The 12,552-nt window shown below is 63.3% G+C and carries 9 protein-coding genes and 1 pseudogene; 6 read left to right on the top strand and 4 right to left on the bottom strand.

Annotation, left to right across the window (positions count from 1 at the left end):
• Positions 1–43 precede the first annotated feature (43 nt).
• Genes C0456_RS08950 through der form a run of 3 tightly spaced genes read left to right on the top strand, consistent with a single transcriptional unit; the run spans position 44 to position 3,684 of the window.
• Positions 44–760 (top strand): hypothetical protein, encoded by a 717-nt coding sequence (locus C0456_RS08950; protein WP_291050719.1) that lies wholly within the window; start codon positions 44–46, stop codon positions 758–760.
• Complete coding sequence (locus C0456_RS08945; RefSeq protein ID WP_291050716.1) at positions 757–2,106, top strand: PQQ-binding-like beta-propeller repeat protein; 1,350 nt, start codon at positions 757–759, stop codon at positions 2,104–2,106. The genes C0456_RS08950 and C0456_RS08945 overlap by 4 nt, the downstream gene beginning before the upstream one ends.
• A 51-nt stretch (positions 2,107–2,157) precedes the next feature.
• Positions 2,158–3,684, top strand: coding sequence for a ribosome biogenesis GTPase Der (der, locus tag C0456_RS08940; RefSeq protein WP_291050714.1), 1,527 nt, complete (start codon positions 2,158–2,160; stop codon positions 3,682–3,684).
• 15 nt (positions 3,685–3,699) lie between these two features.
• Here the strand turns inward: der and C0456_RS08935 are convergent, their stop codons facing one another.
• The 3 genes from C0456_RS08935 to cysD form a co-directional block, all read right to left on the bottom strand.
• Positions 3,700–4,770 carry a mannose-1-phosphate guanylyltransferase gene (locus C0456_RS08935; protein ID WP_291050712.1) on the bottom strand — a complete coding sequence of 357 codons (1,071 nt, stop codon included), beginning with the start codon at positions 4,768–4,770 and terminating at the stop codon, positions 3,700–3,702.
• Positions 4,771–4,860: 90 nt separating this feature from the next.
• A complete protein-coding gene (gene cysN / locus C0456_RS08930; protein ID WP_291050709.1) occupies positions 4,861–6,792 on the bottom strand; it encodes a sulfate adenylyltransferase subunit CysN in 1,932 nt (643 codons plus the stop codon).
• Positions 6,792–7,694, bottom strand: a complete 903-nt coding sequence (gene cysD, locus C0456_RS08925) for a sulfate adenylyltransferase subunit CysD (protein ID WP_291050706.1) — start codon at positions 7,692–7,694, stop codon at positions 6,792–6,794. The genes cysN and cysD overlap by 1 nt, the downstream gene beginning before the upstream one ends.
• 266 nt (positions 7,695–7,960) lie before the next feature.
• Between cysD and glmS the strand changes: the two genes are divergently transcribed.
• The 3 genes from glmS (at position 7,961) to C0456_RS08910 (ending at position 11,995) form a co-directional block, all read left to right on the top strand.
• Positions 7,961–9,787: a glutamine--fructose-6-phosphate transaminase (isomerizing) gene (gene glmS / locus C0456_RS08920; RefSeq protein WP_291050703.1), complete on the top strand. Its 1,827-nt coding sequence runs from the start codon at positions 7,961–7,963 to the stop codon at positions 9,785–9,787.
• A gap of 36 nt (positions 9,788–9,823) precedes the next feature.
• Complete coding sequence (locus C0456_RS08915; RefSeq protein WP_291050700.1) at positions 9,824–10,744, top strand: hypothetical protein; 921 nt, start codon at positions 9,824–9,826, stop codon at positions 10,742–10,744.
• Positions 10,745–10,840: 96 nt separating this feature from the next.
• Positions 10,841–11,995: a DegT/DnrJ/EryC1/StrS aminotransferase family protein gene (locus C0456_RS08910; protein WP_291050697.1), complete on the top strand. Its 1,155-nt coding sequence runs from the start codon at positions 10,841–10,843 to the stop codon at positions 11,993–11,995.
• Between the two features lie 235 nt (positions 11,996–12,230).
• On the opposite strand, the pseudogene C0456_RS08905 reads toward C0456_RS08910, so the two are convergent.
• A pseudogene (locus C0456_RS08905) lies at positions 12,231–12,552 on the bottom strand (hypothetical protein); the annotation flags it as partial.

Below are 12,552 nucleotides of genomic sequence, written 5' to 3'. Positions count from 1 at the left end.
TAGGTTCGCGCCCGAGTCCCCAAACCCCCGCCGGAGCCCCAGCGTGAGCGACATTTTCACTGAAGTTGACGAAGGCATTCGCCAGGAAAAGCTGGGAACCCTTTGGAAGAAATGGCGGCCCTTCGTTTATGGCGGCGTGGCGGCCCTGATCATCGGCGTCGCCGTCAATGAGTTTGTGCTGGCCCCGCAGGCCGAAGCCCGGCGCGAAGCCCGCGCCCTGGCGCTGGAAAACGGCATCCGCGCGCTGGAAGACGCCCGCTATGCCGAGGCTGAGGAAGCCTTCACCAGGATCATGAACGAGGATGCCAAGCTCGCCCCGCTGGCCGCCCATTTCCTTGCCCAGACCAAATATGAAGGCGGCGGCGATGCCGCCGGCGCGGCTGAGCTGCTCGCCTCGGTCGGCGGGGTCGAAGGCGGCCCGTATGAGCGCCTTGCCCTCCTGAAGTCGGCCTACTTCAAGGCAGACGAGCTGAGCCTCGCAGACCTTGAGACCACCCTTGGCAGCCTCGTCACCGATGACAGCACGGTCGGCGCGCTCGCCCGGGAGCTGGTGGCGGCCAAGGCCTATGAAGCGGGCGATTTTGCCCGCGCCCGTACCGAATATAACCGGCTGCGCCTCGACGCTTATGCGCCGCAGGGGCTGGTCCGGCGGGCCGAGATCGCCCTGGCGGCGATCCCGGTTCAGACCGGAACTGAAGAAGCAACAGAGGCCGCGCCCGCCGAGGCGGCACCGGCCGAGCCGCAGGAGACCGGCCAATGAAGTTTGCCCGCACCATTCTTGTCAGCACGACACTGGCAGCCGCGCTCGCCCTGTCGAGCTGCAGCAGCCTGCCGAGCTTTGGCAACAACAAGAAGGCGGAGCAGACCGCTGAAGAGAGAGCCGGCCGTCTGGCGATGGTGCTGGATGATGAGCGGGTAACGCCCGAGCCCGGCCTCGCCGGCGTGGCCATCGACCTGCCGCCAGCCGTCTCGGTCAATGCCTGGCCCGAAGCGGGCGGCAACCCGGCCAAGGTCACCGGCCACATCCAGGCCGCGCCGGATCTGAAGATCGACTGGCGGCGCTCCGTCGGCAAGGGCTCCAACAAGCGCTCCGCCCTGACCTCCGCCCCGGTCACCGATGGCACCCTCATCTATGTGCTCGATTCCCAGCAGACCGTGCGCGCCCTGCGCCTGTCGGATGGCGGCGCTGTGTGGTCGGAACGGCTGAAAGGGCTCTCCCGCCGTGACAAGGCCGCCGTCGGCGGCGGCCTGGCAGTTACCGGCGATACGCTGGTCGTCGCCAGCGGCTATGGCTATGTCGCCGCTCTGAACGCGGCCAATGGCGCCGAAAAATGGAAGCGCCCGCTCGGCGTGCCGATGACCGGTTCGCCGACGATTGCCGATGGGCGCGTATTCATCAATTCCAACAATAATGAGATATTCGCCCTTGATCTGGCCACCGGCCAGACGCTGTGGAGCGATCAGGCCATCTCCGAAACCGCCCGCGTGCTGGGCAGCCCGAGCGTAGCCGCGGTCGAAGAGTTCGTGATTGCGCCTTTCTCTTCGGGTGAGATCATTGCCTATCTGGCCGCCAATGGCCGCCGTCTATGGACCGATGCGATCCAGCAGGCCGGCGGTTTCACGCCCATTTCGGAGATCAACGATATCGGCTCGCGCCCGATCCTCGGCTCCGGTCTGGTGTTTGCGTCCAACCAGTCGGGCGCCACGGTGGCCATTGATGGCCGCACCGGCACCCGCGTCTGGGGCAAGACCATCGGCTCCACTCGCGCGCCTGCCCTGGCCGGCCGCTATCTGTTCGTGGTTGGCATCAATGGCGAACTCGCCTGCCTCGACGCCCAGAATGGCGATGCTTTCTGGGTGACGGAGCTGCCGCAGTTCAAGAATGAGAAGAAAAAGAAGAACCGGATCAGCTATTCTTCCCCGATTATCGCGTCTGACCGGGTCCTGGTGGCCTCTTCAGAGGGGGAACTGCTTGCATTCTCCACGCAGACCGGGCAGCAGACCGCTTCGCTGAAACTTGGCGATACGGTGTATCTTGAGCCCATCGCGGCTCAGGGTAAGCTTTACATCCTGACGGATAAGGCACGCCTGATCGCCATCAGATAATTCGGGCCGGGGCGACCCTCCGGCTCATAGCCGCTGCGGAGGGCGTCTGCCTTGCCATTGAAGCTCGCCATTGTCGGCCGGCCAAACGTCGGTAAATCGACCCTTTTCAACCGTCTGGTTGGGAAGAAGATCGCGCTTGTGGACGACCAGCCCGGCGTCACCCGGGACCGCAAGATGGCCGAAGGCCGGCTTGCCTCGCTGCCCCTGTCGCTGATCGACACCGCCGGTTTCGAGAATGTGAAGGATGACAGCCTGGAAGCGCGCATGCGCGCCCAGACCGAAGCGGCCATCGCGGAGGCCGATCTTGTCCTCTTCCTGGTCGATGCCCGCGTCGGGGTGACCCCGGAAGACGAGACCTTCGCCGCCCTCTTGCGCAAGGCAAACCTTCCGGTCGTGCTGGCCGCCAACAAGGCCGAAGGCCGCGCCGGGGAAGCAGGCGTGTTCGATGCGTTCCGCCTCGGTTTCGGCGAACCGGTCGGCCTCTCGGCCGAGCATGGCGAAGGCATGGCCGAGCTTTACGAAGCGATCCGCAATGCCCTCGGCCCGGAAGCCTTCGAACGTGCCCTCGAAGAGGCCGAGCCTGATTATGCCGGCGGCGCGGGCGACGACATTCTCGACAAGCTCGCCCATATCGACATTGAAGACACGACGATGTCGGACGAGGAACTCGTCGCGGCCATCGAGGCGGCCGATGTGGACGCCCCGGCTGCGCCGGTTCAGGCAGACCGGCCGATCCGCCTGGCCATCGTCGGGCGCCCGAATGCGGGCAAGTCCACCCTGATCAACCAGCTGCTGCAATCAGACCGTCTGCTGACCGGGCCGGAAGCAGGCATCACGCGCGATTCCATTACCATCGACTGGGAATGGGAAGGCCGTCAGATCCGTCTCGTGGATACCGCCGGCCTGCGCCGCAAATCCAAGGTTCAGGAACGGCTGGAGCGGATGTCCACCGCCGAGACCATCCGCTCCCTGAAGTATGCCGACATTGTCGCCCTCGTGATGGACGCGCATGAGGCGATGGAGAAGCAGGATCTGCAGATTGCCGATCTTGCCCTGCGCGAAGGGCGGGGGCTCGTGCTCGTCATCTCCAAATGGGATACTGTTCAGGATACGGATGCTGCCGCGCGGCATATCCGCGACATGGCCAACCGGCTGATGCCGAATGCCGGCGGCGCGCCGGTGGTGTTCCTCTCCGGCCTGACGGGCCGGAACATCGATAAGCTGATGCCGGCGGTGGTGAAGGTCTACAAGGACTGGACGGCGCGCGCCAAAACCGGCGACCTCAATCGCTGGCTGCGCCATACGGTCGAGCATCACCCGCCGCCGAGCGTGCAGGGCAAGCGGATCAAGCCGCGCTATATGGCGCAGATGAAGGCGCGTCCGCCAACCTTCGTGCTGATTGCCTCGCGCGGGGATCAGATGCCGGAAGGCTACAAGCGCTATCTGGTGAACGGTATCCGCGAGGCGTTCGACATGCACGGCGTGCCGATCCGCCTGTTCGTGCGCCAGGGGAAGAACCCCTATGCCGGCAAGGTCGGCCCGGATGGCCCGCCGCGCTACAAGCGCCGCAACGAGTAGCCGCGCACCTCCGCGTCAGAGATAGCTGTCGAGCCCGCGATCCTTGAGGGCCTGAACGACCTTGCCCACATCCTGCGCGCTGTTCTTCGAGGCGACGAGGACGCGCTTGCCATCGGCAACCACAACCAGGTCTTCAACGCCCACCAGCGCAACCAGTATTCCGTCTGCGGCATGAACGACGCATTCTCCCGCCGAGATGCTGACCGGCTCGGGAGAATTTGTCCGCCCGGAAACATCGCCAATCATCGCCCAGGTGCCGATATCGCTCCAGGCGCATTCCAGCGGGGCATAGACGGCGGCGCGGCGGGTCTGCTCCATGATCGCATAGTCGATCGACGTGCTGCGGATGGTGGCGAAAATGTCCGGGTCCAGAAAGACCCGCGTGCCGTCCGTGCGGGCAGCGCTCAGCGCCTGTGAAGAAGCCTCCAGAATATCCGGGGCAAACGCTTCCAGTTCGGCCAGAAGCGTGGCCGCATCGAACAGGAAGATGCCAGCATTCCAGCTATACTGCCCGCTGGCCAGATAGCTGGCGGCGGTGGCGTGATCGGGCTTTTCCTTGAAGGCGGTAACGCGCGAGACCGGGCCGGAGAGCGGCGCACCGGCCTGAATATAGCCAAAGCCGGTTTCCGGCCGGCTGGCGGCAATGCCAAAGGTGGTGATGTAACCGGCCTGCGCGGTGGCGGCGGCTTCGCGGATGGCATCGGTGAAGACCGTGGGCCGCCCGATATAATGGTCGGACGGCACAAGCAGGCCGAGTCCACCGGGAAACCGGTCTGCAATCACGCGCGCGGCAATCGCTGCGACCGCCGCAGTATTCTTGCCCATCGGCTCCAGCAGGATGGCGGCGGCTTCCACGCCGATTTCCGCCAGCTGCGCCTCGATCAGGTCGGCATAGGCTGCGTTGCTGATGATGATCGGCGCGGCGAAGGCGCCTGCGCAGTCCGGTGCCTGAAAGCGCAGGACTGTCTCCTGAAACACCGATTTGTCTGAAACGAGGCCGTGAAACTGCTTGGGACGCGCCTTGTCAGAGGCCGGCCAGAGCCGCGTGCCGGCGCCGCCGCACATGATCACGGGATGGATACTCATACTTCGCTCGCATCAGTGGCTGCCCGTGGGCAACAATGCCCATCGGCGCCGGATATGCAAACTGTGGGCCGTTTTGAGGTTAAATCGGCGTCAAATGCCGCTGCCAGGGCCTTCCCAGATGCTGAGGAAGCCCTTTTTCTGGAGGTAAACGAATATTTCCTCGGCCGCCTCGTCGGCGGAGCGGTCTGCCGTGCTGATGCGGATTTCCGGGTTCAGCGGCGGCTCATACGGGCTGTCGATGCCCGTAAAATTTCGGATCTCGCCGGCGCGGGCTTTCTTGTAGAGGCCTTTGACATCGCGGCTTTCGGCCACCTCCAGCGGCGTATCGACATGGATTTCGATGAATTCGCCTTCCGGCATAAGGCTGCGCGCCAGCTGGCGCTCGGCCCGGAAGGGCGAGATGAACGAGACCAGCGTGATCAGGCCCGCGTCCGACATCAGCCGGGCCACATTGGCCACGCGGCGGATATTCTCCACCCGGTCGGCATCGGTGAAGCCGAGATCGCGGTTAAGGCCGTGGCGGACATTGTCGCCGTCGAGAATGAAAGTGTGGCGGCCATAGGCGAAGAGGCGCTTCTGCAGCGCATTGGCGATGGTCGATTTGCCTGAGCCAGAAAGCCCGGTGAACCAGAGCACGGCCGGGCGCTGGCCCTTCTGTTCGGCGAGGGCATCGCGGCTGATGTCGAGGGCCTGCCAGTGGATGTTGGACGCGCGGCGCAGGGCAAAGTCGATCAGGCCAAGGGCGACAGTGTCGTTCGACTGGCGGTCGATCAGGATGAACCCGCCAGTTTCCCGGTTGTCCTTATAGGGATCAAACGGGATCGGCTGGTCCAGCGACAGGGTGGTGACGACGATCTGGTTGAGCTCCGCCGAGCGGGCAGAGGTTTCCGCCAGCGTGTTGACGTCGATGCCATGCTTGGGCGCGTTGACCGTGGCGGTCACCGTCTTGGCGCCAGCCTTCAGGATGTAGCGCCGGCCTGGCAGCAGGGGTTGCTCGTTCATCCAGAGGAGGTGAACCTGGAACTGGTCGGATACCTCCGCAGGCTGATCGGCCGAGACGATCATGTCGCCGCGGGAGGTGTCGATTTCGTCCGCGAAGGTCAGCGTGACGGACTGGCCGGAAACGGTTTCATCCAGGTCGCCGCCGGCGGTGACGATACGGGTGATGGTCGTCTCGCGGCCTGAGGGGAGCGAGCGCACCTTGTCGCCCGGCCTGATGCTGCCGCTGGCGACCTGGCCGGCAAATCCGCGGAAATCGAGATTGGGGCGGCTCACCCACTGAACCGGAAGGCGGAATGGCCGGGCAGCGCGCTCGTCCTCGATCTCGACCGTTTCGAGATATTCGATCAGGCTCGGGCCGTCATACCAGGGCGTCTCGGGCGAGCGCTCGGTCATGTTGGTACCCGCCAGCGCCGAGAGAGGGATAGGCTGGATACGGACCTTTCCGGGCAGTCCTTCGGCAAAGGTCATATAGTCGGCCACGATGTCGTCGAAGATATCCTGATTGAAGCCGACCAGGTCCATCTTGTTCACGGCCAGCACCAGATGGCGGATGCCGAGGAGGCTCGCGATAAAGCTGTGGCGGCGCGTCTGGGTCAGCACGCCCTTGCGCGCATCGATCATCAGGATGGCGGCGTCGGCGGTCGAGGCGCCGGTCGCCATATTGCGCGTATACTGTTCATGTCCCGGCGTGTCGGCCACGATGAACTTGCGCTTCTGGGTGGCAAAGAAACGGTAGGCGACATCAATGGTGATGCCCTGTTCCCGCTCGGCGGCGAGGCCGTCGACGAGGAGGGCAAAATCGATGCTATCGCCTTGCGTGCCGACTTTTTTGGAATCGTTTTCCAGCGCGGCGAGCTGATCCTCGAAGATCATCTTCGAATCGTAGAGCAGCCGTCCGATGAGCGTGGACTTGCCATCATCTACCGAGCCGCAGGTGATGAAGCGCAGCAGGGATTTGTTTTCATGCGCCTCGAGATAGGCGCCGATATCCGAAGCGATGAGATCGTCATTGAGGCGCATCAGAAATAGCCCTCCTGCTTCTTCTTCTCCATCGAGGCGGACTGGTCCTTGTCGATGGCGCGGCCCTGGCGCTCGGAGGTGGTGGTGAGAAGGATTTCCTGGATGACCTCATCCAGTGTGTGGGCGGTGCTTTCCACTGCGCCGGTCAGCGGATAGCAGCCAAGCGTCCGGAAACGGACGGATTTGACTTCTGCTTTGGCGGCAATCTCGGCGGGCACCCGGTCGTCATCCAGCATGATCAGCGTGTCGTTCCAGGTCACCACAGGGCGGGGCGCAGCCATATAGAGCGGCACCAGTTCGATCTTCTCGCGGCGGATGTATTGCCAGATGTCGAGCTCGGTCCAGTTGGACAGCGGGAAGGCCCGCAGGCTTTCGCCTTTGTGCATGCGTGTATTGTAGAGGTTCCAGATTTCCGGACGCTGACGTTTGGGATCCCAGCGGTGCCCGGCCGAGCGGAACGAGATGACGCGCTCCTTGGCGCGAGATTTTTCCTCGTCGCGGCGCGCCCCGCCAAAGGCCGCATCGAAGCCATACTTGTCGAGCGCCTGTTTCAGCGCGGCGGTCTTCATCACATCCGTATGATAGGCCGAGCCATGGCTGAACGGGCCGACGCCTTCGCGCACGCCGTCTTCATTGGTGTGCACTAGCAGCTCCAGGCCCAGCTCCTTCACCTTGCGGTCGCGGAACGCGATCATCTCGCGGAACTTCCAGCCGGTATCGACATGCAGCAGCGGGAAAGGGGGCTTGGCCGGATAGAAAGCCTTCATCGCCAGATGCAACATCACCGCCGAATCCTTGCCGATGGAATAGAGCATCACGGGCTTTTCGCATTCGGCCGCCACCTCCCGCAGGATGTGCAGGCTTTCGGCTTCCAGCCGGTCAAGATGGGTCAGGTTGGGCAAGGCTACTGGTCCTGTTCTGGCACTCTGCGCGTTCCGTAGCGGGCCTTGTGGGGAGAAGGAAGGCTCTGTGACGGCTGCGCATTGACCCTTCAGTAAAGCTAAACGAAAGCGGGCCGGGCGCCAGACCCGAATCCGCCGCAATCGGTGTCACAAATGCACATAAATCGTCATTGTGCAGCCCGACTCGCGAGGTTTATGGAAACGATCAAGCCTATGGCAGAGCATTTGCAGGGCGCAGGCTGGGTCAGAGAACCGGAGTACCGATCATGTGTGGTATCGTCGCGATTGCAGGCAAGGATGAAGTGGCAGGCCGTCTGGTCGATGGCCTCAAGCGGCTTGAGTATCGCGGCTATGACAGCGCCGGGGTGGCCGTGGCCGCAGCGGGCGGGGTCGAACGCCGCCGCGCCAAGGGCAAGATCGTCAACCTGCAGGAGCGCCTCACCGAAAGCCCGCTGAAGGGCCTTACCGGTATCGCCCACACCCGCTGGGCCACGCATGGCGCGCCCAATGAGACCAACGCCCACCCCCACCAGTCGGGCGCGGTCGCCATCGTTCACAACGGCATCATCGAGAATTATCGCGAACTGCGCGAGGACCTTGAGAAGCGCGGCCGCACGTTTGAATCGGAAACCGACAGTGAAGTGATCGCCCAGCTGATCGACGCCTATATGGGCGAGGGAAAAGACCCCGTTGCCGCTTTTGAAGAGGCGCTGAAACATTTCGAGGGCGCCTTCGCCATCGCCGCCATCTTCGCCAATGACCCCGAGCTGGTGATCGGCGCCCGCAAGGGCTCGCCGCTGGTGCTCGGCTATGGCGAGGGCGAGATGTATCTTGGCTCTGACGCCATCGCGTTGGCGCCGCTGACGCGCGAGGTCACCTATCTTGAAGAGGGTGACTGGGTGGTGATGCGCCGCAACGCCTTCGACATCCGCAATGTGCGCGGCGAGCGGGTGAACCGGCCGCGCGTCACCTCTGCGGTTAATGACGCGCTGATCGAGCGCGGCGAGTATGATCACTTCATGCTCAAGGAAATCCACGAGCAGTCTGAATCCCTCGCCCGGTCGATCATGCCCTATATCAACCAGGCCGATCAGACCATCAGTATACCCGAAGCTGCCCGGTCGCTGTTTGCCGATGCCGACCGCGCCGTGGCGATTGCCTGCGGCACGGCCTATTATTCCGCCTTCACCGCGAAATACTGGTTCGAGCAGATTGCCCGCCTCGCCTTCGAGCCGGACATCGCATCGGAGTTCCGCTATCGCCGCCCGGTGCTGCCGGTCAAAGGCCTGTCGATCTTCGTCAGCCAGTCTGGCGAGACCGCCGATACGCTGGCGGCGCTGCGCTATTGCCGCGAAAACCGCACGCCCGCGATTGCCGTGGTCAACGTGCCGGAAAGCTCGATTGCGCGGGAAGCCGCCTCCATCGTGCCGACCCATGCCGGGCCAGAAATCGGTGTTGCCTCGACCAAGGCTTTCACCGCGCAATTGTCCGTGCTCGCCATTCTGGCACTGTCGGCCGCCAAGGCGCGCGGACACCTGCTGCCGGGTGATGAGGTGAAATTCGTCCGTAGCCTGCTGGCCCTGCCGCGCAAGGTGACGCAGGCGCTGGAATCTGCGGCTCATGTCCGGGAAATCGCCAAGCACATTGCCGGCAAGCGCGACATCCTCTTCCTCGGCCGTGGCCGGTATTATCCCCTCGCACTGGAAGGCGCGCTGAAACTCAAGGAAGTGTCCTACATCCATGCCGAAGGCTATGCCGCCGGCGAATTGAAGCATGGGCCGATTGCGCTGATCGAGAAGGGCCTGCCGGTAATCGTTGTGGCGCCGAAGGACGAACTTTTCGAGAAGACCATCTCGAATGTCGAGGAAGTGCGCGCGCGCGGCGCCGAGGTGATCCTGATCTCCGACGCAGCCGGCATCAAGGCCGCGGGCAAACGCGCCGATCATGTGATCGAGCTGCCCGACGGCGACGAGATTTCGCTGCCCATCCTTTCGGCCATTCCGTTGCAGCTGCTGGCTTATTATGTCGCCCTGACGCGGGGCACGGATGTTGACCAGCCGCGCAACCTCGCCAAATCGGTGACGGTGGAATAACCTGCCGCTTCGGGAATCAGGCGAAGAGGCGGGCCAGTGGCATCGATCAGTGAAATTGAGGCGCGCGTCCTCGAGCGGCTCGCGGAAAAGGGGCCGCAGATCGGCAAGGAGCTCGCCTTTGCCATGCCGGATATTCCGGTGCTCGCCCTCTGGCAGGCCTGTTTCCGCAGCCAGTCTTTCCTGATCTCTCACTTCGCCAGCTATTATCTGCGCTATGACATTACGCGTGAGGATCAGGTGCGGCTCAGCCCCTCCATCCTGCGGGACTTCCTCTCCTTTACCCTGTTCGGCCTGCCGGGCCAGCGCGAGCAGATGATCGAGCGGCAGGGATTTCTCTCGAACACGCACCGCGAGATCAGCCGGGAGAAGATCGCGCTTGCCCAGTCGGCCATGAAGGCGGTGTTCCTCAAGCTCAGCCGCGAAACCCGCAGCCAGCTTTGCGCCTTCATCGCCGGCGACCTTGCCTATTTCCTCGCACATAATGAGCCGCGCGAACATGCCGCTTCGGGCGAGATGGTGAAGGGATCGGATGTCGACATCGTCATCATCCTTTCCGACGCCCTGCCCGAAGAGGTGAAGGAGACGATTGACTCGGAGATGGTGCGCCTGAAATCGATCTACCTGCGGCACCCGGATTATCGCCAGGAAATCGACTTCATCACCAAGCGCCAGTCGGTCATGGAACGCCAGTTTGGCTATGGCGATATCCATGACAAGATTGCCAGCAAGATTGCCTATGAGTCGATGTTCCTCGGCGGATCGCTGACGCTTTACATGGAAGTGCGCGATGCGATGTCGCGGCTCGGCGTGGACAAGCTGATCGAGGCGGATTTCGATCATGCGCTCAAGGACCGGAAGAATGCCATGCGCAAGCTGCTGCATGTTGATGCCACCACGATCGACGATGAGACCCGCTCGCTGTTCTATTTCTCGCAGGAACGCGTAGAGTTTTCCTGACACAGGCTGAAACCAAGTGTGACTGGAAAGCGCGCGCGAGGCGCGCCAAACAGCGCCGGCAAGCCCTTGCCGGCTCAAGATCAGGATACCGGACCCATGCAATTCATTGACCTTCAGGCCCAGCGCCGCCGCATCGAACCCCAGATCAATGCAGCCGTTCAGTCCGTCATCGAAAGCGGGCGGTATGTTCTGGGGCCCGAGGTCGGCGAGCTGGAGAAGCAGCTGGCGGCCTGGTGCGGGGCGAAACATGCGGTGAGCTGCGCCAATGGCACCGATGCGCTGGCGCTGGCCCTGATGGCGTGGGCGCTGAAGCCGGGGGACGCGGTGTTCTGCCCGAGTTTTACCTTCGTGGCGACGGCGCAGGTGGTTCCGTGGCTGGGGGCAACGCCGGTGTTCGTGGATATCCACGCCGACACCTACAATATGGACCCGGCAAGCCTTGAAGCGCAGATTGCGCGGGTGAAGGCGGAAGGCAAGCTGAAGCCAAAGGTGGTGATTGCGGTGGACCTCTTTGGTCAGCCAGCGGATTACCCTGCGATCAAGGCGATCTGCGACCGGGAAGGGATGAAGCTTATCTCCGATACGGCGCAGGGTTATGGCTGCACGCTGAATGGCCGGCATCCTTCAGACTGGGCCGACATTGCCACAACGAGCTTCTTTCCGGCCAAGCCCCTTGGATGCTATGGCGATGGCGGGGCGATCGTGACCAATGACAGCGCGCTCGCAGAACTGATCGAGTCGCTACGGGTCTATGGCAAGGTGACGCCGACCGATGCGGCGCAACGCAATTTTCATCATGACCCGAAATATCTCTCCCTCCGGGTGGGGATGAATTCGCGGCTGGATACGATCCAGGCGGCGATCCTTCTGGAGAAGCTGAAGATCTTCGCCGATGAGATCGAGAAACGCGAAGCTGTTGCCCGCCGCTATACGCAGGCGCTGGAGGGCAAGGTGCGCCGTGTGCCGAAGGTGATTGCGGGCGGGCAGAGCGTTTGGGCGCAATATGTGATCGAGCACGAGAACCGCGACGGGCTGCAGGCGCATCTGACCGCCAAGGGCATTCCGAGCATGGTCTACTATCCCGTGCCGATCCACCAACAGGATTTCGCCGCCCGCTTTGCCCCGGCTGAGGGAACTCTGCCGGTCACTGAAACGGCGAGCCGGCATGTGCTGGCCCTGCCGATGCATCCTTATCTGGGGGTGGAGGATCAGGACCGGGTGATTGAGGCGGTGCTGGGGTTTAACGGCTGAGGGTTTCCTGATCTTTGCCCTTCTTTCGTCACCCTCGATGCGCGCGAGCGCATCTGAGGGCCCATCTCCTTGCCTTTTCCCTTGCGCCTGCGTCACCGGCAGGAGCTGGGCCCTCAGATGGCCTTTGGCCATCGAGGGTGACGAGGGTTCACTGTGCCTTACTTGCAGCGCCCTTATCCTCCCCTGCGAAGCGGGGGAGGTGGCAGGCGGCGTCAGCCGGCTGACGGAGGGGGGCCTAGCCGCTGTTTATCCCGGCCCAATCCTGAGGCCGGGCTTCTTCGTCCAGGCGGAGCAGCAGCGCATCGGTCCAGGGCGACAGGCGGCGGATGATGTGGCCGGGGACAGGGAGATCCTTCAGGACACGGCCATTCCGCCTGCGGAGCAAGCGGGCAAGGCGCAGGGCGTGTTGTTCGGGGTGATTCAGCACCAGTGCAAGGCGCCGGGCGGCTTCCATCATCAGCGCCCATTGCACGAAAGGGGTGTCGGCGCCGTCCGATTTTGAGGCGGCGCGGGCGAGGCGCGTTTCTTCGATCAGGCAGAAGAGGGCTTCGCGGCGC

Origin of the sequence: Hyphomonas sp. (genome assembly GCF_013823385.1) — a bacterium.
Lineage (GTDB): Bacteria > Pseudomonadota > Alphaproteobacteria > Caulobacterales > Hyphomonadaceae > Hyphomonas.
This window is presented reverse-complemented; position numbering and strand designations above follow the sequence as displayed.

Bases quoted from the DNA above. Each gene is read 5' to 3' on its own strand.
- cysN (WP_291050709.1), bottom strand. From the start codon at position 6,792: ATGCGCCTCAATGACGATCTCATCGCTTCGGATATCGGCGCCTATCTC.
- glmS (WP_291050703.1), top strand. From the start codon at position 7,961: ATGTGTGGTATCGTCGCGATTGCAGGCAAGGATGAAGTGGCAGGCCGT.
- C0456_RS08935 (WP_291050712.1), bottom strand. From the start codon at position 4,770: ATGAGTATCCATCCCGTGATCATGTGCGGCGGCGCCGGCACGCGGCTC.
- C0456_RS08945 (WP_291050716.1), top strand. From the start codon at position 757: ATGAAGTTTGCCCGCACCATTCTTGTCAGCACGACACTGGCAGCCGCG.
- C0456_RS08910 (WP_291050697.1), top strand. From the start codon at position 10,841: ATGCAATTCATTGACCTTCAGGCCCAGCGCCGCCGCATCGAACCCCAG.